This window comes from Pseudonocardia halophobica (genome assembly GCF_027922425.1).
GTDB lineage: Bacteria > Actinomycetota > Actinomycetes > Mycobacteriales > Pseudonocardiaceae > Pseudonocardia > Pseudonocardia halophobica.
This window is the reverse complement of the sequence record NZ_BSFQ01000053.1, coordinates 20599-39019: the sequence shown is the minus strand read 5'-3', so window position 1 is coordinate 39019 and position 18421 is coordinate 20599. Positions and strand designations below refer to the sequence as shown.

General features: G+C 74.6%; 21 protein-coding genes. 8 read left to right on the top strand and 13 right to left on the bottom strand.

The window, feature by feature from the left end; translation table 11 throughout:
- Positions 1-175 precede the first annotated feature (175 nt).
- From PKE99_RS34390 to PKE99_RS34370, 5 genes are all read right to left on the bottom strand, one after another.
- On the bottom strand, positions 176-979 hold the full coding sequence (locus tag PKE99_RS34390; protein WP_037053409.1) for an SDR family NAD(P)-dependent oxidoreductase: 804 nt from the start codon (positions 977-979) through the stop codon (positions 176-178).
- Positions 980-1057: 78 nt separating this feature from the next.
- Complete coding sequence (locus PKE99_RS34385; RefSeq protein WP_037053462.1) at positions 1058-1264, bottom strand: hypervirulence associated TUDOR domain-containing protein; 207 nt, start codon at positions 1262-1264, stop codon at positions 1058-1060.
- 61 nt (positions 1265-1325) lie between these two features.
- The gene (locus tag PKE99_RS34380) at positions 1326-2189 is read right to left on the bottom strand and encodes an oxygenase MpaB family protein (RefSeq protein ID WP_037053408.1); all 864 of its coding nucleotides are present in this window, start codon (positions 2187-2189) and stop codon (positions 1326-1328) included.
- A 28-nt stretch (positions 2190-2217) separates the two neighbouring features.
- A complete protein-coding gene (locus PKE99_RS34375) occupies positions 2218-3321 on the bottom strand; it encodes a spore photoproduct lyase family protein (protein ID WP_037053407.1) in 1104 nt (367 codons plus the stop codon).
- The gene (locus PKE99_RS34370; RefSeq protein WP_037053405.1) at positions 3318-3854 is read right to left on the bottom strand and encodes a CinA family protein; all 537 of its coding nucleotides are present in this window, start codon (positions 3852-3854) and stop codon (positions 3318-3320) included. Before PKE99_RS34370 ends, PKE99_RS34375 begins: the two co-directional genes overlap by 4 nt.
- Positions 3855-3993: 139 nt before the next feature.
- Between PKE99_RS34370 and PKE99_RS34365 the strand changes: the two genes are divergently transcribed.
- Both PKE99_RS34365 and PKE99_RS34360 read left to right on the top strand, forming a co-directional pair.
- A complete protein-coding gene (locus PKE99_RS34365) occupies positions 3994-4554 on the top strand; it encodes a DUF6328 family protein (RefSeq protein WP_231498467.1) in 561 nt (186 codons plus the stop codon).
- Positions 4555-4655: 101 nt separating this feature from the next.
- The gene (locus PKE99_RS34360) at positions 4656-5783 is read left to right on the top strand and encodes a GAF and ANTAR domain-containing protein (RefSeq protein WP_051738279.1); all 1128 of its coding nucleotides are present in this window, start codon (positions 4656-4658) and stop codon (positions 5781-5783) included.
- Positions 5784-5793: 10 nt separating this feature from the next.
- Here the strand turns inward: PKE99_RS34360 and PKE99_RS34355 are convergent, their stop codons facing one another.
- Positions 5794-6792 (bottom strand): chemotaxis protein CheB, encoded by a 999-nt coding sequence (locus PKE99_RS34355; protein WP_037053401.1) that lies wholly within the window; start codon positions 6790-6792, stop codon positions 5794-5796.
- A gap of 125 nt (positions 6793-6917) precedes the next feature.
- On the opposite strand from PKE99_RS34355, the gene PKE99_RS34350 reads away from it, so the two are divergent.
- The 3 genes from PKE99_RS34350 (at position 6918) to PKE99_RS34340 (ending at position 10371) form a co-directional block, all read left to right on the top strand.
- Positions 6918-8027 carry a chemotaxis protein CheB gene (locus tag PKE99_RS34350; RefSeq protein ID WP_231498465.1) on the top strand — a complete coding sequence of 370 codons (1110 nt, stop codon included), beginning with the start codon at positions 6918-6920 and terminating at the stop codon, positions 8025-8027.
- 82 nt (positions 8028-8109) lie between these two features.
- Positions 8110-9969 carry a CheR family methyltransferase gene (locus PKE99_RS34345; RefSeq protein WP_037053395.1) on the top strand — a complete coding sequence of 620 codons (1860 nt, stop codon included), beginning with the start codon at positions 8110-8112 and terminating at the stop codon, positions 9967-9969.
- Between the two features lie 27 nt (positions 9970-9996).
- A complete protein-coding gene (locus PKE99_RS34340) occupies positions 9997-10371 on the top strand; it encodes a hypothetical protein (RefSeq protein WP_051738278.1) in 375 nt (124 codons plus the stop codon).
- Positions 10372-10427: 56 nt separating this feature from the next.
- On the opposite strand, the gene PKE99_RS34335 is transcribed toward PKE99_RS34340, so the two are convergent.
- A complete protein-coding gene (locus tag PKE99_RS34335) occupies positions 10428-11144 on the bottom strand; it encodes an ATP-binding protein (protein ID WP_037053393.1) in 717 nt (238 codons plus the stop codon).
- Between the two features lie 116 nt (positions 11145-11260).
- Complete coding sequence (locus tag PKE99_RS34330) at positions 11261-11992, bottom strand: ATP-binding protein (RefSeq protein WP_051738277.1); 732 nt, start codon at positions 11990-11992, stop codon at positions 11261-11263.
- 148 nt (positions 11993-12140) lie between these two features.
- Here PKE99_RS34330 and PKE99_RS34325 point away from each other — a divergent pair, with 148 nt between their 5' ends.
- Positions 12141-12944 carry a sigma-70 family RNA polymerase sigma factor gene (locus PKE99_RS34325; RefSeq protein ID WP_231498463.1) on the top strand — a complete coding sequence of 268 codons (804 nt, stop codon included), beginning with the start codon at positions 12141-12143 and terminating at the stop codon, positions 12942-12944.
- A gap of 85 nt (positions 12945-13029) precedes the next feature.
- Here PKE99_RS34325 and PKE99_RS34320 read toward each other — a convergent pair whose 3' ends face one another.
- On the bottom strand, positions 13030-13614 hold the full coding sequence (locus PKE99_RS34320; protein ID WP_037053391.1) for a hemerythrin domain-containing protein: 585 nt from the start codon (positions 13612-13614) through the stop codon (positions 13030-13032).
- A gap of 223 nt (positions 13615-13837) precedes the next feature.
- Between PKE99_RS34320 and PKE99_RS34315 the strand changes: the two genes are divergently transcribed.
- Positions 13838-14719, top strand: a complete 882-nt coding sequence (locus tag PKE99_RS34315; protein ID WP_037053389.1) for a manganese catalase — start codon at positions 13838-13840, stop codon at positions 14717-14719.
- Between the two features lie 39 nt (positions 14720-14758).
- On the opposite strand, the gene PKE99_RS34310 is transcribed toward PKE99_RS34315, so the two are convergent.
- The 4 genes from PKE99_RS34310 to PKE99_RS34295 form a co-directional block, all read right to left on the bottom strand.
- Positions 14759-15580, bottom strand: a complete 822-nt coding sequence (locus tag PKE99_RS34310) for a SigB/SigF/SigG family RNA polymerase sigma factor (RefSeq protein ID WP_231498457.1) — start codon at positions 15578-15580, stop codon at positions 14759-14761.
- Between the two features lie 176 nt (positions 15581-15756).
- The gene (locus tag PKE99_RS34305; RefSeq protein ID WP_037053387.1) at positions 15757-16050 is read right to left on the bottom strand and encodes a hypothetical protein; all 294 of its coding nucleotides are present in this window, start codon (positions 16048-16050) and stop codon (positions 15757-15759) included.
- Between the two features lie 84 nt (positions 16051-16134).
- Positions 16135-16437, bottom strand: coding sequence for a hypothetical protein (locus tag PKE99_RS34300; RefSeq protein WP_156068075.1), 303 nt, complete (start codon positions 16435-16437; stop codon positions 16135-16137).
- 72 nt (positions 16438-16509) lie between these two features.
- A complete protein-coding gene (locus PKE99_RS34295) occupies positions 16510-17331 on the bottom strand; it encodes a SigB/SigF/SigG family RNA polymerase sigma factor (protein WP_231498454.1) in 822 nt (273 codons plus the stop codon).
- Positions 17332-17583: 252 nt separating this feature from the next.
- Between PKE99_RS34295 and PKE99_RS34290 the strand changes: the two genes are divergently transcribed.
- Positions 17584-18381, top strand: coding sequence for a class I SAM-dependent methyltransferase (locus PKE99_RS34290; protein WP_197040883.1), 798 nt, complete (start codon positions 17584-17586; stop codon positions 18379-18381).
- The last annotated feature ends 40 nt before the right edge of the window (positions 18382-18421 follow it).

The following is an 18421-nucleotide window of genomic DNA, read 5'->3' as shown; positions in this document are numbered from 1 at the left end:
CAACGCGACCGGCTCATCCACCAACTCCACAACCTCGGCTACCGGGTCACCCTCGACAAGACCGCGTAGCCCGGCTGCGGTCGATTCTCTTCACAGCGCGCGATCGTCGACGGCACGTCGTCGCGCATCTTCTCGGCCTCGTCGTGCTTCCCGGCCATGTCGCTCTCCTCCCCGGTCAGCTCTCGGCCGAGCCCGGCTCGGCCATCTTCCGGTGCGCCCCGGCCTTCAACCGGTCCGGCAGCACGTCGTTCGCCAGGGCCTGGGCCTTGGTCGACAGCGAGCCCGCGACCACCTTCTGGTCCCCGGACAGCAGCGCGTCGACGCCCTGCCGCGCCACCTGCGCGGGGTCGTCCTTGTCCGAGGCGCCGACCTTCGTGTCGTCCATCTCGGCGCGGTGGAAGAAGTTCGTCTCGGTGGGGCCGGGCATCAGCGAGGTCACGGTGACGCCGCTGTCCCGGGCCTCGAGCTCGGCCCGCACGGCCTCGGCGAACGACTGCAGGAACGACTTCGAGGCGTTGTAGACGGCCTGGTAGGTCCCGGGCATCTGGGACGCGATGGACGAGGTGATCAGCACCCGGCCCGCGTGCCGCGCCTCCATGTCCCGCAGCACGTGCTTGGACAGGCGCACGGTCGAGGTGACGTTCACGTCGATGATGTCCTGCTCGGCGTCGAGGTCGTTCTCCACGAACGGGCCGCCGAGGCCGAGGCCGGCGTTGAGCGCGGCGACGGCCAGCGGGCGGCCCGTCTGGCCGACGGCCGCCCACACCTCCTCGACGCCCTCGCGGCGCCGCAGGTCCGCGTGCACGGTGGTGACGTCCGTCCCGTCGCCGGCCTCGCGGATCTTCCCCGCGGCGGTCTCGAGGGCCGCGTCCTCGGCGGTGACGACGAGGTCGTAGCCCCGGCGGGCGAGCTCACGCGCGAGCTCCAGCCCGATGCCGCTGGAGGCGCCGGTGACGAGGGCGAGTTCTCGGGTCGACATGCCCGTCGGCTACCCGCCCCGCCCCCGGCCAACCGGCGCCCGGCCCGGTCGGCAGCGCTCGGCAGCGCTCGGCAGCGCTCAGCACGGCTCCAGGGCGTCGGGCTTGTGGACGGCCTCGCTGTCGCTCTTCTCGCTGCGCACGAGGTACTGCGGCTCGTCCTTCGACGCCCGCACGGTGCGCCCGGCGGCCTCGGTGTCCTCGGTGATCTTCTTGAGCACCTCGCCCTCGGCCCAGCCGCCGTGGCTCTTCCAGCGGACCTTGTCGCCCTTCGCGAACTCGCTCATCGTGTCCTCCCGGTGTGCGTCCGAACGGTCGACGGGGCGATACCCCGCGCGCCGCGCCTTCTCACACCGCACCTCTCACACCGCGGGCCGCCCGGGCCTCGTGGACGAGCCGGCGCGCCTCGCGGACCTCGGGCGGCGCGGGCGGGTCGGGCAGCAGGTCGGTGGCCCGGCGCAGGCCGACCAGCAGCGCGGACGCGGCCAGGTCGGTCGTCGGCAGGCCGGGCAGCCCGTACATCCGGCGGGCCCACCGGGGCAGCGTGGCCAGCGCGGCGGTGGCCGTGGCCGAGATCGCGGCGCGGGTCCAGGCCGGCGCCTCGCCGGGCGGGACGGGCGGGGCGAGGAGCCCGCCGACGGCGATCCGCGCCTCGTCCGTGACGCGCAGCCGGGGCCGCATCCGCGCGAAGTACTCCGCGAGCTCCGTGCGCGACGCCGGCACGACCGCCGGATCCAGCCCGATGACCTCGGCGGCCCGCACGCTCTCGGCCACGTACGCGTCGGCCTCCGCGACGGTGACGATCCCGGCCCGGCGGGCGACGTCGACGTAGGAGTCGATCTCGCCGCAGTGCACCCAGAGCAGGCCCTCCGGCGCGTCGATCGGGAACCGCCGGCCGCTCTCCGGGTCGACCCCGCGCAGCCGGTGGTGCAGCCGCCGCACCCGGGCGCCGGCGATCTCCACCTCGGCCCGCGAGCCGAAGGTCCGGGTACCCACGAACTCCACGGTCCGCTGGAACCGCGGCCACGCCTTGGCGGGGTCGAACAGTGCGCTGTTCTGGTAGGTCCCGCGCATCACCCACGGGTGCAGGGACTGCAGCAGCAGCGCGCGCATCCCCGCGACCCACATCACGGGCTCCAGGTGCACCCGCCAGGTCACCGACTCCGGCCCGAACAGGCCGTGGTCCACCGGTCGGCCGGTCTCGACGGTCATCAGCGACCTCCTCCGCGCGCGGTCCCCCTCAGAAGGCGTACCGCACCCGCAGCCACGGCGCGTGTCGGGCGATGAGGTCGGTGACGGCCTGCACGCCCTCCCGCTTGGGCACGTTGCGGTACCGGACGTTCCACATCCCGCTCTCGCTGCGCTTGGCCTGCTGCAGCTCGGGCCGCCACAGCACGTCCTCGGCCTTCGGGTGCCAGCCCAGGTTGACCTCGTGCAGCTCGCGGTTGTGGGTCAGCATGATGATCTCCGCGGCGGCCTGCTCCTTGAACGCCGCGCCGAGCTCGTCGTCGAGCCGGACGAGCAGCTCCGCCCAGTCCCGCTCCCAGCCCTCGCGCAGCACGATCGGCGAGAGGTTGAGGTGCACCTCGTACCCCGCGGCCACGAAGTCGTCGATCGCCGCGATCCGCTCCGCGACCGGGCTCGTGCGCACGTCGAGCAGCTTCGAGTCCCGCTCGGGCATGAGCGAGAAGCGGACCCGGGTGCGGCCCCGCGGGTCGAGGTCGAGCAGCTCGCGGTTGACGAACTTGGTGGCGAAGCTGGCCTTGGCCGTGGGCAGGTCGCGGAACGTCGCGACCAGGTCGGCGACGTTGTCGCTGACCAGCGCGTCGACCGAGACGTCCGAGCTCTCGCCGACGTCGTAGACCCAGGCGTGCGGGTCGACCTGGTTCGGCTCGGGCTTGGGGCCCTGGCGCGACACGTGCCCGCGCAGGTACTTCGTGATCCGCTCGATGTTGGTGAACACCGTGATCGGGTTGGCGTAGCCCTTGCGCCGCGGCACGTAGCAGTAGGCGCAGGCCATCGCGCAGCCGTTGGCGGTGGAGGGCGCGATGAAGTCCGACGACCGGCCGTTGGGCCGCGCGCTCAGCGACTTCTTCACGCCCAGCACGAGCGTCTCGGTCTTGACCCGGACCCAGCGGTCGACGTTGCCGGCGTTGCCGTGCAGCTCCGGGATCTGCCAGTGCGACGGCACCTCGATGATCTCCGCGCCCGGGAACCGCTCCAGCACCTGCCGGCCGCGCGGGGAGTCGCGCGCCGCGGGCTCGGCGTAGATCGTGCGGACCTGCAACAGCCGCTGCGCCGGCGTCGGCGTGCCCGTGAGGGTTCCGGCGGGGCCGTCGGTCATCCCGTGCCGCCCCGCCCGGCGGCGACCGGCTGCCCGCTGTCCTGCTCGCGGTCCTGCTCGCTCTCCAGCCGGGCGGCGATGAGCTCGAGGGCCGCCTTCGCCGCGGCGCCGCAGATGTCGGCCGGCTCGCCCTCGAGGTCGAGGCGGAGCACCTCCTCGCCGCCGGGCTCGCCGGCCACCGCCATGTAGACGGTGCCCGGCGGCTGGCCGTCCTGCGGGTCCGGGCCGCCGGAGCCGGTCAGCGCGACGGCGAGGTCGGCGCCCAGCAGCTCGCGCACCCGTCCGGCCATGGTCCGGGCCGCGGGCTCGCTCACCACCGGTCCCTCCGGGACCTGCAGCAGGTCGTGCTTGACCTCGCTGGAGTAGGCCACGATCGAGCCGCGGAACCACTCCGCGGCGCCCTCCGCCCGGGCCAGGGCGGAGGCGACCATGCCCCCGGTCAGCGACTCGGCGACGGCGACGGTGCGGCCGGCCGCCGAGGCACGCTCCGCGATCGTCGCGGCGATGTCGTCGGGAGTCTGCTGTGCGCTCATGGGATGTCGTGCCTCGCGGTGGTTCGGGGACGGTGCCGGCGGTCGTTCGACCTGCGGGGCCGATACCCCTCGCGGCCCTGCCGAAACGGGGGGCGCCCGTGGCACGCTCTGCTCCCAGCGTACGCAGCGGAGGTGGTCCGTGGATCCCGAACGCCCCGACTCCCCCACCGAGCCGAAGGACCCCACGGACCCCGACGTCGACGACGGGATGGACGACGACGCCGCGTGGGACCTCCGTGAGCGGAGGGAGACCCCGACCGAGCGGCTGGACCGGAACTGGGCCGACCTGCTGCAGGAGCTGCGGGTGTCGCAGACCGGGGTCCAGCTGCTCACCGGACTGCTGCTGACCGTCCCCTTCCAGAGCCGGTTCGCCGAGCTCTCCACCAACCAGCGCGTGATCTACCTGGTCACGACCTCGCTGTCGGTGATCGCCACCGGCGTGCTGATCGCGCCCGTGATGCTGCACCGGGTGCTGTTCCGCCTGCACGCGCGTCGGCCGCTCGTGCAGGCGAGCCAGCGGTTCGCCATCGCGGGGCTCGCGACGCTCGGGCTGGCCGTCGTCGGGGTCGTCGGGCTGATCTTCGACGTGGTCCTCGGGGCCGTGGCGGGGCTCGTCGCCGGCCTCGCGGCGCTGGCCCTGCTGGGCGTGCTGTGGGGCGTGGTGCCCGCCGTGGTGCGGCGCCGGTTCCACGAGGGCTGAGCCGCCGGGCGGCCGGCCGTCACCACCTCGGCTCCGATGGCCGGTGCGGGCGCTCGGCGCTAGCGTCGGGACGGCGGCGGGTCGAGGAGAGGGGGGACCGCGTGCCGGACGGTGGGACGGCCGACGCACCCGTGCTGTGGGCGGAGCTGGCGCAGGCCTTCGACCTGGTCGAGCGCACCCTCGGGGTGCTCGACGAGGAGCTGCGGAGCGTGGGTGCGCCCGCGTGCGCGGAGGCCCGCGACGATGCGAACGGCGACGGTGCGGCGGACGGCTCCGGCCCGGACCCGGTCTCGATCCCCGGATCGGTCACCGGGTCGCGGCGCAGCCCGGTCCGCGGCACCGGCCCGGAGGCGCAGGAGAACCGGGCGGTGCGGCTCGCCGCGGCACGGCTCACCCGGGCTCGCGCGGCGGAGCTGCGGCGCCGGCACGCAGAGCTGTCCGAGCGGTTCGGCGACCTGCACCGGCGCGTCGCACAGGTCCGCCAGGACTCCCACGCGTTGCTCCGGTACACCGCCGAACCCGCGCCCGGGACGCACGACCGGCCGGCACCCGACCTGACCGACGTGCTCGAGGAGACCGCCGGCGCCCTGCTGGCCGCGCGCGGCACCGACGGGGTGTGCACCGCCGCGGTCGAGGCGGTCCGGCGCGCGGTGCCCGCGGCGCCGCACGGCGGCCTCCTGCTCGCGAACGGGGCGGCCGGGCCGTCCGTCCGCGCCGTCACGGACCCGCCCGCCGAGCTGGCCTGCGCGCTGCAGGCCCGGCTGGGCGAGGGCCCGGGTCCCGACGCGCTCCGCGACGCCGCGCCGGTGGTGGCCGACGACCTCGACGCGGCCGGGCCCCTCGCGCGGTGGCCGGGGTTCGCCGGTCCGGCGTCCCGACTCGGGTTCCGTTCGGCGGCGGCCTTCCCGCTGGTCGCCGGCCCGGGACGGCCCGCGGCCGCCCTGGTACTGCTCGCCCCCGCGCCCGGCGTGTTCGGCGCGGACGAGATGGTCCGCGGACGGCTGTGCGCGGCGCAGGCGGCCGTGGCCCTCGCCGGTGCCCTGCAGACGGACAACCTGGCCCGGGCCCTGGGCAGCCGGGACGTCATCGGGCAGGCCAAGGGCGTGCTCATGCACGCCTACGGCGTCGACGAAGGGGCCGCGTTCGAGATGCTGCGGGACATCTCCCGCAACACCAACACCAAGCTCGTCGAGCTCGCGAGGCGGGTCGTGGCGGGCGGCCCGGGCTGAGCCCCGCGGCTCATGCGCCGCGGCCGCGCGTGAGCCGCGCCCGCACCAGCCGCGCCAGCTCCGCGGAGTGCTCGGCGGCGCGGGTGTAGGCCTCCCCGGCGTCGAGGTCCGGCCCGGCCCCCTCGTCCAGGTAGCGTGCCAGCGCGGCGTGCTCCTCGAGCGCGGCGATCGCCGTCCACAGCTTCGCCTCGGCGGCCTCCCGCTGGGCGGCCTCGAGCGAGCGCGGGCTGTACTGGTGTCCCACGTGGCAGCGGAAGTAGCCGATGCGCGGCAGGTCGATCCGGGCCAGCCCGCCCCCGCACTCGGGGCACGCCATGCGGGTGGCCGTGGTCTCGTCCGGCCGCAGGAAGACCGGGTCCCGGCTCCTGGCCATCCCGTCGTCGTCCGCCGGTACCGGCGGCGTGTCGGCCATGATGTCACCCCCCAGGGGAAGCTCCTGCACCGTCGTCGTGAGCAGCCGGCCGAGCACGGCCGCGGGCGCCGCCCGGGCGTCCGGGACGGCCGCCGCCGCGGCCCGCGGCATCGAGTCGAAGAGGGCGTCCACCGGATCCTGGACGAGGACCCGGCCGCCTGCCCGGTCGACGAGCGCGGCGCCCACCGCGCCGTCGTCGAGGGCACCGGAGAGCACCGCCGCCACCACCCGGGGCCCCCGCGCCCGCGCGGCCGAGGCGAACATCGCGTCGACGGCGGGGCGGTGCCGGTTCACCTTCGGCCCCGCGCTGAGCACCGCGGTGTCCACCGCCCCGTCGCGGCCCACGAGCAGGTGCCGGTCCGGTGGGGCCACGAGGATCCGGCCCGCCCGCAGCGGCTCCCCGTCCGTCGCCTGGGCGGCCGGCAGCGGGCCGGCCCGGGTGAGGACCCGCGGCAGTGTGCTGTGCGGCCGGTCCCCGGTGTGCACGGTGACGAGGACGGCGGCGGGGAGGTCGGCGGGCAGGCCGGCGACCAGGTCGATGAGCGCCTCGACGCCCCCCGCGGAGGCGCCGAGAACGAGCAGCGGGTCGGCGGCCATCCGTGCGGTGTTCCCGGCCCGCGCAGGTCCAACCGCCCGGCGGACGATTCGGTGGACCGGGAAGGGGGTACCGTTCGACGAGGCCCGGACACCCGGGCCCGCCCGACGCTCGAGAGGCGGTTCCCGTGCCGGACGTGTCCGCGGCCGGACCGTTCCCGGACGGACCGGTGGGCCGCGTGGCCGGCCCGCACGCCCACCACCCGGGTGAGGTGCCCGCGCCCCGGCACGCGGCCGCGGTGACGGACGTGGTGGTGGTCGGGGCCTCGGCCGGCGGGGTGGAGGCGCTGCGGGCGTTCGCCGCCGCGCTGCCGGTGGACCTGCCCGCGGCGGTCGTCGTGGTGCTGCACATCCCGAGCGACGCACCCAGTGCGCTCGCCGCGATCCTCGGCCGGGCCGGGCCGCTGCCGGCGGTGACCGCGCGGCACGGGATGCGCCTGGAACCCGGCCGGATCTTCACCGCACCCGCCGACCACCACGTCCTCGTCGCCGACGGGCACCTGCACCTCTCGCGCGGGCCGCGGGAGAACGGGCACCGGCCCTCGATCGACCCGCTCTTCCGTTCCGCGGCGGTCGACTTCGGGCCGCACGCCGTGGGGATCGTGTTGTCCGGCAACCGGGACGACGGCACCGCGGGCCTCGCCGTGCTCGCGCGCCAGGGCGGCGCCGCCCTGGTCCAGGAGCCCACGGAGGCGCTGTACCCCGGCATGCCGCAGAGCGCGCTCGACCACGTACCGGGAGCCCGCGCCCTGCCCGCGGGGAAGCTCGGGGCCGCGGTCGCCGAGCTGCTCCAGGACCTGCTCGACGACCCCGCCGACGCGGACCCGGCCGACCCGGCGGACCCGCTCGCCGCCGAGGAGGCCGACATCGCCGACACCGTGCCCGGGACCGCCCCGCAGATCGAGCTGGGCGAGCCCTCGCCCCTGTCCTGCCCCGACTGCGACGGGGTGCTGTTCCGGCTCGAGGGCGAGCCCTCCCCGCGCTTCCGCTGCCGGGTCGGTCACGCCTGGTCCCCCGGCAGTCTCGCCGCCGAGCAGTCCGACGGCGTCGAGGTCGTGCTGTGGGCGGCGCTGCGGGCGCTGGAGGAGAAGGCGGCGCTGCAGCGTTGGCTCGCCGACACCGCCGACGCGACCAACCGGATGCACGCTGCCCGGTCCCACCGGCACAAGGCCGAACGGACAGGTTCGGAGGCCTCGTTGTTGCGCCGGATGCTCACCCGCGACCTGCCGGAGGGATGAGCGGCGGAGGGCCCGGGATCGGTTAGGCTCCCGGCGCGCCCCGCCCCGTGGCGCACCCCCGAGGGGAGCGGGAGAGAAGTCGTTGTCCCAGCCGGATCCGGCCTTCGAGGCCCTGCTCCAGCATCTGAAGGTGAGCCGCGGCTTCGACTTCACGGGCTACAAGCGGTCGAGTCTCATCCGCCGGGTCGACCGGCGGATGTCGCAGGTCGGCGTCCCGGACTACGCCGAGTACCTGGACTACCTCGAGCTGCACGCCGAGGAGTTCACGGCGCTCTTCAACACCATCCTGATCAACGTCACCGGGTTCTTCCGCGACCCCGAGGCCTGGGAGTACCTGCGCGCCGAGGTGCTGCCGGCGCTGCTGGCCACCAAGGGTCCCACCGAGCCGCTGCGGGTGTGGAGCGCAGGCTGTGCCTCCGGCGAGGAGGCCTACACCCTCGCGATCGTGCTGGCCGAGATGCTCGGTACCACGGAGTTCCGCGACCGCGTGAAGATCTACGCCACGGACGTGGACGAGGAGGCCCTCACCCACGCCCGGCACGGCACCTACTCGGACCGCGAGGTCCGCGGCATCCCGCCCGAGCTGCTGGAGAAGTACTTCGAGCAGACCGGGGGCCGCTTCGCCTTCCGCAAGGACCTGCGCCGCTCGGTGATCTTCGGTCGCAACGACCTGGTGCAGGACGCCCCGATCTCCCGCATCGACCTGCTGGTCTGCCGCAACACCCTGATGTACTTCAACGCGGAGACCCAGGCCCGCATCCTGACCCGCTTCCACTTCGCGCTCTCCGAGCCCGGCGTGCTGTTCCTCGGCAAGGCCGAGATGCTGCTCAGCCACGGCGCGCTGTTCCTGCCGATCGACCTCAAGCGCCGTACCTTCCGCAAGGCGCCGCGGGCGGCGCCGCAGAACGGCACCCTGTTCGCCGACGCCCCGCCCCCGACCGGCCGGCCGCCGCTCACCGGTCTGGACGTCCTGCGCAACGAGGCCGTGCTCGCCTCCCCGCTGGCCCAGGTCGTGGTCACCGACGACGGCGTGATCGCCGTGGTCAACCGGCAGGCCGAGGTGCTGTTCGGCGTCTCGACGCGGGACGTCGGCCGGCCCTTCCGCGACCTGGAGCTCTCCTACCGCCCGCTGGAGCTGCGCCGGCACATCGAGAAGGCGCAGACCGAGCGGCGCACGGTCCGGGTCACCGACGTCACCTACCACCGCGGGCCCGAGGCGATGAACCTCGAGGTGCAGGTCAGCCCGCTGGTCGGGTCCGGAACCGAGGTGCTGGGGGTGAGCGTCGCCTTCCACGACGTCACCGACTTCCGGCGGCTGCAGGACGAGCTCGAGCAGGCCAACCGCCAGCTCGAGACGGCCTACGAGGAGCTCCAGTCCACCAACGAGGAGCTCGAGACCACCAACGAGGAGCTGCAGTCCACGGTCGAGGAGCTGGAGACCACCAACGAGGAGCTCCAGTCCACCAACGAGGAGCTCGAGACGATGAACGAGGAGCTCCAGTCGACCAACGACGAGCTCCAGACCATCAACGACGAGCTGCAGGACCGCACCGGTGAGCTCGACCGGACCAACGACTTCCTGGAGACCATCCTGACCAGCCTGCGGGCCGGCGTCGTGGTCGTGGGGACCGAGCTGCACGTGCAGGTCTGGAACCACCAGGCCGAGGAGCTGTGGGGGCTGCGCCGGGACGAGGCCGTGGGCCAGCACTTCCTGAACCTCGACATCGGCCTGCCGCTGGACCTGGTGAGGCCGGTCGTCCGCAGTACGCTTGCAGGCGAGGACGGTCCGCAGGAGGTCACCCTTCCCGCGATCAACCGACGCGGCCGCAGCATCGACGTGCGCGTGATCGCCAGCCCGCTGCGGGGCGACGGCGGCTCGGTGGTCGGCGCCATCCTCACGATGGAGGAGTCGGCGGGCGCCGAGGGCGCTCCGGCCCGCTAGCGGCCCGTCGACGCGGCAGGAGCGGGCGTGACCGGGGACGAGGCCGAGTACATGGCTGCGGTGGAGCGCCGTCGCGCCGAGATCGACGAGCGGCTCGAACAGCTCCGGGCGCGCCGGCGCGAGATCGCGGCGCGCGGGCGTCGAGGCTCCTCGCTCGCCGACGTCGAATCCGCGGAGGAGCGGGCCCTGACGGCCCGGCGGCACGCGGTGACCGCCCACGAGCGGTCGGCCCGCCGGCACCTGCTCTCCGCTGAGAGCCACGAGAACGCGGTTCGCACGTTGACGGCCGCCGGTGACCTCGACGGCGCCGAGCGGCATCGGCAGGCCGCCTTCGAGGCCCGCTCGGCCGCGGCCCGGGCCTTCGAGGAGGCCGCCACCAGTCGGCTCCCGGACCCGGGCTGACCGGGCCGTCGGACTGCGGTGTCGTCGGGCGCGTCGAAGGCGGGTCGGAAGGGGCGTCAGAAGGCGCGGAGCAGCGCCCAGACGGTCTTGCCCACGGCGTGCCGGCTCGTGCCCCAGCCGTCGGACAGCTCGGCGACCACGTGCAGCCCCTGTCCGGCGGCGGACTCCGGGTCGGGCGCGCCCGCCCCCTCGTCCCGCACCCCGACGCGCAACCCGGGGCCGTCCAGGGTCAGCAGCAACGTCCGCCGCCCGCCGCCGTGCACGACCGCGTTGGCCACCAGCTCGTCCGCCACCAGCTCGGCCCGGGCGGGGATCCCGCCGGTCAGCTCCCACTCGCGGCAGGCCTCCCGCACCAGGGCCCGCGCGTAACGCACCGCGACCGCGGTGTCTGGCAGCTCGGTCCGCCGTCGGACGCGGGCCGGCCGGCGCCCCAGCAGCGTCAGCCCCTGGCCGCGGTTCGCGGCCACGCCGATCTCCCGGACCACTCCGCTGCGCCCCAGCGCGACGGCGAGCGGCTCGGAGGGCGCGACGAGCACGAGCCGCGCGGCGGGCCAGCCGCCCGCCCCCGACAGGGTGCTGGTGAAGAGGGCCACCAGCGAGGGGACGACCGGTTCGAGGTCGCGCACGTCGACCAGCAGCGAACCGCGGTCCATCAGCAGCTTGCGGACATGCACCTCGACGTCGACGGCGGTGGCCAGGGTCAGCGGTCCGGCGAGGACGAGGACCGGGACCGGTCCGTCGTCGATCCGGCTGGTGAGCCCGCGCCGGGGCATGTCCGCCCCCTGTGATCGTCGTGAAGCTTCCGGGAGCCCGTCGGGATCCGTGAAACGGTCCGGGTACCCCGGGTTCACGAGATGATGCCTCCCATCCGGAACGGATCTGCGCCGCGTCAGAATGGCTCGTCGCTCACGAGCGCCCACACGGACTTGCCGGTCTGCAGGGGCGTGACGCCCCAGGTCCGGCTCAGCTCGGCGACGGCGCGCAGGCCGAGCCCTTCCGCCTCGACGGTCAGGACCGGCCGGGCGGACGAGCCGTCGCGCACCGAGATCCACAGCCCGCGCCGGGAGTGGGCGAGGCTCAGGTCTCCCGGTCCCGTCGTGTGCTGCACGGCGTTGGTGACCAGCTCGTTCACCACGATCGAGGCCCGGTCCGCGGCGTCGCCCGGGATCTCCCAGTCCTCACATGCCGACCGCAGCATCAGGCGCGCGAAGGGCGCCGCCTCCGGTCCGTGGGGCAGGTCGATGGTCCGGCGCACCCGCGCGGGGCGCCGCTCGAGCAGGACCGAGGCCTCGGCGAGGTCACCGGCGACGGGCACCTCCCGGTGCCGTCCCGCCTGCCACATACCCTCGACGACGGGACAATCCCGCCCGAACACCACCATTCGTGAGGCGGGCCATCCGCCGGTGGCCGCCAGCGCGGCCGGGAAGGAGGCCAGGACCGCGGTGGACGACAGGTCGAGCCCGGACACGTCGACCAGCACCCGGCCGCGGTCCAGCAGCTGCTTGCGCAGGACGCGGTCGAGCTGCGGCGCGGTGCGGACGCCGAGGACCCCGTGGACGGCCAGCAGACACACCCCGGAAGCCTCGGCGACGTCCGTGCCCAGCAGCGCCTCGTCCCGCATGGCTGTCCTCCGGTCACGGTGTCGCGCGGGGTTTCCCCGCCACCTTCCCCGCCCGGGCGCCCGTCCGCAACGTGCGGGCCGACATCGCCGCTCGCCGAGTGCGGGGGCCTGATTCGTTTTCCCCCGGACCACCCGGGTAGGCGAGCCCGTGCCCACCACGACCTTCATGCAGCCGGGCAGCGGCCCGGCCGACGCCCGGGACGGACCGCACGCCTACGACGACCTGGAACCCCTGCTGCGCAAGCACGCCGCCTCCGCCCCCGACGACCCGGAGCACGGAGCGCGACGCGAGTACCTCATCACCCAGTTCCTCCCGTTGGTGCGCAACATCGCCCGGCGGTACGCGAGCTCCGCCCCGGCGGAGGACCTGGAGCAGGCCGGCGTCGTCGGGCTGATCCGGGCCGTCGACAACTACGACCCGGACGAGACGACGGGCGGGCCGCTTGCCTACCTCGTCCCCAGCATCCGCGGCTCCATGCTCCGCCACCTGCGCGACCACACCTGGGCCCTGCGCGTGCCGCGGGCTATCAAGGACCTCACGGTCTCGGTCAACCGCGCCACCATCGACCTGACGCAGCGGCTGGGCCGCGCACCGCGGCCCAGCGAGATCGCCGCCGAGCTCGACCGGTCGCTCGACGACGTCGTCGAGGCCCTCGACGCCCTGGCCGGCCACCGCGCGGACAGCCTCGACGAGCCCGAGTCCGAGACGGGGTTCACCCCCGCGGACCGGCTCGGCGCGGCCGACGCCGCGCTCGACCTCGTCGACCAACGGGGCGACCTGCGCCGGCTCGTCGCGGCCCTGCCCGAGCGCGAGCGCACGATTTTGCTGCTGCGCTTCTACGGCGAGCACACTCAGACGCAGATCGCCGAGAAGGTCGGCATCTCGCAGATGCACGTCTCCCGGCTGCTCGCCCGCACGCTTGCCCACCTGCGCGCCGAGCTGGGCGGCTGACCGACGCCCGGGCGCGTAGCGGCGCCCGGGCGGCGGAGTCCCCCGGCCCGGTCGTCCGTTCGGCAGGGCCGGCGGTCCGCCCGGGTCAGCCTGTCGATCGGTTGGTGAGCCGGTCGCGGAGCCGGTCGACGAGACCGACGCCCGGGCCCGCCATCTTGTGGAACAGCTCCGCGTTCGGCGCGTCGGGGTGCGGGCGGGTCGGCGCGACCTTCTTCGCCGCCTCGACCTTGCGCCGCAGCTCCACGAGCGTCTCCTGCGGGATCCGCTCGCGCATCTTCGGGAACTGCTCGGTCTCCTCGTCCTCGGCGTGGTGGCGCAGGGCCCGCGTCATGTCGCCGACGAGCACGTCGAACCGTGCGTCGTCGCCGTCGACGCCCTCGAGGTCCTTCATGATCCGCTCGAGCTTGTTGTGCTCTTCCTTGTCGTGCTCGACGGTGTCGCCGCCGTGCTCCAGCGCGTCGGACATGGCCGGGTAGACGTACATCTCCTCGGCCACCGAGTGCCGCACCACCTCGGCGATCGCGGTGTCCGCGAGGTCGCGGCGCTCCTTCGCGTCCCGCGTGGCCGTGATGCGCTCCAGCAGGTCCAGTACCTCGTGGTGGTCGCGGGTCAGCTCGTCGACGACGTCGGCGCCGGCCGGCACGTCGTCCCGCGCGACGGTCTCGGTCATGGGTGTCTCCTCGTGGTGGTGGTTCGCGTCCGGGCCGCGGCTACCCCGGCCGGACGGGACCAATCCGGCGGCATCCGACCGAATCGACCGGTTTACGACACCCGGCGCCGGGCATCCGCCGCCCGCCGGTCGAGCCACCGAGCCGGCCACCGCCGCGGCCGCACGCACGCCGCGCGTCCTCGTCGCCCACGGGCGGCACCACCGGAGTCCCCGAGGAGCACGCATGTTCCTGCACCGTCAGGAGTTGCAGTTCAAGTCCACCCCCGAGAAGCCCGACGCGGTCTACGCCCGCAAGCTGCAGGAGGTGCTGGGCGGGCAGTACGGGGAGATCACCGTCGCGATGCAGTACATGTTCCAGGGCTGGAACATGCACACCCCCGGCAAGTACCGCGACCTGGTCTTCGGCATCGCCTCCGAGGAGATCGGGCACGTCGAGATGCTGGCCACGATGATCGCCCAGCTGCTGGAGAAGGCACCGCTGGGCATCACCTCCGACGCCGTGCAGGACGACCCGACGGTCGCCGCGGTCATCGGCGGCACGGACGTCCAGCACGCCATCGTCGCCGGCGCGGGTGCCCGGCCCGTCGACAGCAACGGCAACCCCTGGCAGGGCAGCTTCATCACCGCCAGCGGCAACCTGCTCGCCGACTTCCAGGCCAACGCCAACGCGGAGATGCAGGGCCGCCTGCAGGTCGCCCGGCTCTACCACATGACCGACGACCCGGGCATCCGCGACCTGCTGTCGTTCCTGCTCGCCCGCGACACGATGCACCAGAACATGTGGCTGGCCGCGGCCGAGGAGCTCAAGGAGGAGGGCGCGGAGAAGCTGCCGGTGCCGAGCAACTTCCCGCAGGGCAAGGAGGCGACCGAGTTCTCCTACCAGTACCTCAACTTCTCCGACGGCGCCCAGGCCGGCGAGGGCCGCTGGGCCAAGGGCCCCAGCCCGGACGGCAACGGGGAGTTCACCTACCACGAGGGCCCGACGTCGTCGGTCCCGATGCCGCCGCCCACGCACCCGGACAGCCGCTTCTACGGCACCACCGAGCTGCCCAACACCATGGAGAAGGCCGCCGGCCTCGCCCAGGACAAGCTGAACAAGGAGTGACCCCGCCGCCGGCCGCGGGGACACTGCGGCCGGCCCGGCTCACCCCGGGACGTCGGCGGCGTCGTCGAGCAGCTCGTCCCGCAGCCACCGCAGCGTGCGGGAGAGCAGTCGCGACACGTGCATCTGCGAGATCCCGATGCGCTCGGCGATCTGCGTCTGGGTCATCTCGCCGAAGAACCGGAGCAGCAGGATCGTGCGCTCCCGCTCGGGGAGCCGGTCCAGCAGCGGCCGCAGCGCGTGCCGGTACTCGACGAGGTCGAGCGCGCGGTCGAGCCCGCCGAGCCGGTTCGTGATCGGGTTGTCGGCGTCGTCCTCGCCGAGCACGGCGTCGAGCGACCCGGAGTGCTGGTTGGCCTCGGCGTCGAGGGCCTCGATCACCTCGTCCACGGGGGCGTCGAGGTGCGCGGCGAGCTCGCTCGGCCGCGGGGCGCGCCCCAGCTGCTGCGAGAGCGGGCCGGTGACCTGCCGGATCGACACCGTCAGGTCCTTGAGCCGGCGCGGTACCCGCATCGTCCAGGTCCGGTCCCGGAAGTAGCGCAGGATCTCCCCACGCACGCACGGGATGAGGTAGCCGAGGAACTCGCCGCGGGCCAGCTCCGGGTCCCAGCGGTCCAGCGCGCTCAGCAGGCCGACCGTGCCGACCTGCACCAGGTCCTCGAGCCCGCCCGGGTAGCCGCGCGCGAGCCGGGCCGCGACGTGCCGCACGACCGGCAGGAAGCCCAGCGCCAGCTGTTCGCGCAGGCGCGCGCGGTGCGGGTGGTCGGCGGGCAGCGACGCGTACCGGTGGAGCGCGGGCATCAGCCCGATGTACTCGCTCGCGGTCGCCTGCCCGTCGGGCTCGGCGAGCACCTCGCGGCTCACGGGCGCGCGCCGGGGAAGGGGACGGTCGTGGGGCGCACAGGGATCCCTCCGCCGTTGCATCCGACGAGGGCGGCCTGCTTCACCCCGGCTCGCTCGCGAGCATCCCGGACGCTACCGGGATACTCCGGATGGGCGCGCGTCGAAGTGCCGGGGCCTGCGCAAATGGTCCCGGGTGCTCAGCAGCGCGGCGACGGACCCGGTCCGGCCGACATCCGCTGGATCCGCCGCAGGACGTCCGTGCTCGGGAAGCAGCCCTCGCGCGACTTCTCGATGAGCACCTCGACGTACTCGGGCACCATCGCCGCCGGGATCGACTCCTCGATGAGGTCGAGCTGGGTGCCGCTGGGGTACGGGTCCTCGCGCACGGTGTCGAGGAGGAAGCGGATGAACATCTCGCGCGGGTGCGGGCGCGCGTTCTCGTTCGTCGCGTCGTCCCGGCTGTCCGCTGTCGGCCGGTCGGTCGAGGTCATGGTCGCTCCCCAGGGGTCCGTCGGTCCGGGCGCGTCACCCGATCGGGGAACGGGTTCCCGCACGGGCGCCCGCCTAACCGTCCGTCACGGACCGTCGGGGGTCTCGGACCGCAGCTCCTCGGAGTAGGCCACGGGATGGTCCTGGCCGCGCTCGGTGAACCACTCGTTGAGGGCCGCCGCGACGACGTCGTGCTCGGCCCAGGTGGGCTCGCGCCGCAGCTCGAGCGTCTCGCGCAGCTCGTCCTCGGACAGCATCCCGCCGAGGGCCACCTGCGCCGTCCACAGCTCGCGCAGGGTGAGCTCGCACAGTGCGAAGCCTGCGCGCAGTGCCGGTGCCGACCGCATCGTCTCCGCCGCCCGGGCCCGCTCTCCCCTGTCGTCACTCATCCCGGCCACACCGCCCGCATTGCCGGTCGCCCGGATTCCAACCGCGTGCGCGACACCGGGTTCGGGTCGGGCTCACCCGCGCTCCTCGGTCAACCCCTCGCGGAGGCGCGCCAGGGTGCGCGCCAACAGCCGCGAGACGTGCATCTGCGAGATGCCGAAGTGCTCGGCGATCTGCGTCTGCGTCCGGTCCCCGAAGAAGCGCATGGTGAGGATGCCGCGCTCGCGCTCGGGGAGCTCGGCGATCAGCGGGCGCAGCGCCTCGCGGTTCTCCACCTTCTCGAGGTCGCGGTCCAGGTCGCCGAGGGTGTCGACGACGCCGGTGCCGGGCTCGTCGCCGGCCACGGCCTCCAGCGGGGCGGTGTGCTGGTTGGCCTTGGCGGTGAGCGCCTCGACGATCTCGCCGACGTCGACGCCCAGGTGCCGGGCCAGCTCGCTCGGCTTCGGGGCGCGGCCGAGGCGGTGCGAGAGCGGCCCGGAGGCCCGGGTGATCTCGACGCTGAGCTCCTTGAGCCGCCGCGGCACCCGCACCGACCAGGTGCGGTCACGGAAGTAGCGCAGCATCTCGCCGCGGACCGAGGGGATGAGGAAGCCGAGGAACTCGCCCTGGGCGCGGTCCGGGTTCCACCGGTCGATCGCGTTGATCAGCCCGACCGTGCCCACCTGGACCAGGTCCTCCTGGCCGCCGCGGTAGCCCGCGCCATGCCGCTTGGCGAGGTTCCGCACCACCGGCAGGAACGCCACGATCAGCTCGGAGCGCAGCCGGGCGCGCTCCGGCGAGCCCTCGGGCAGGCCGGCGAAGCGACGCAGCCGCGGCATCTCGTCGGCGTACTCGCTGGGGCGGGTGAGCTGCGGATCCGGCTCGGGGCCGGTCTCGGACAGGGCGTGCAGGGTCACGTCGCTCCTTGCCACGATCGGGGGCGGGCGGGCCGGAGCGGCCGCAGCGTACGGGTCGCCCGACGGGGACCCGGACGACGCCACGACCCGGGGGCCGGCTCGCCGGTTCGGGCCGTCGGTCTCGACCCTCGTGATCGGCGGGTCCCACGGCAGCAGGAGCGCCAAACACCCGGTGTCCTGCCTCACACGGATGTCGGGGACGTGCGCCGTCCGGCGGAACCGCGACGGCCCCGGACGTCCTACCGTCGTCCGATGGCGGACGAACGGGACCGGACGTGGGTCGACTCGATGCCCGAGGCCTATGCGTCCGGGCTGGAGGCGCCCGTGTTCGCGCCCTTCGCCGCCGAGCTGGCCGCCCGGGCGGCCACCACCGCGCCCCGCCGGGTACTCGAGATCGCGGCCGGCACCGGCGTCGTCACCCGGGCCCTCGCCGACGCGCTGCCCGGCACCGACCTGCTCGCCACCGACCTCAACCCGGCGATGGTCGGGCACGGCGCGTGCCGGGAGGCCCGGGCGCGCTGGGAGCAGGCCGACGCCGCGCACCTGCCGGCCGCCGACGGCTCGGTCGACCTGGTCGTCTGCGGCTTCGGGGTGATGTTCTTCCCGGACCGCCCGGCGGCGTACACCGAGGTCCGGCGGGTGCTCGTGCCCGGCGGCCGGTTCCTGTTCACCGCGTGGGACGAGGTGGGGGCGCACGCCTTCGCCGAGGCGCTCTGCGCCGGCCTGCGCGCGGCCTTCCCGACCGACCCGCCGTCGTTCGTCGAGGCGGTGCCGCACGGCTACACCGACCCGGAGCGGATCCGGGCCGACCTGGGCGAGGCCGGGTTCACCGTCGTCGACGTCGAGCGGGTGGTGCGGACCGGGACCGCGCCGTCGGCGGCCGCGGTGGCGGAAGGGTTCTGTGCGGGCACCCCGCTGCGCGCCCAGATCGCGGAACGGGACGGGTCGGCGGACGCGCTCCGCACGGTGGGCGACACGATGACCGCGCTGCTGGGGTCCGGCGAGGTCAGCGGGGAGATGGCCGCGTACGTCGTGGAGGCGCGGCGGTAGGTCTCGGGAGACGAGCGTGGGGTGAGCTGCAGCCCCGGCC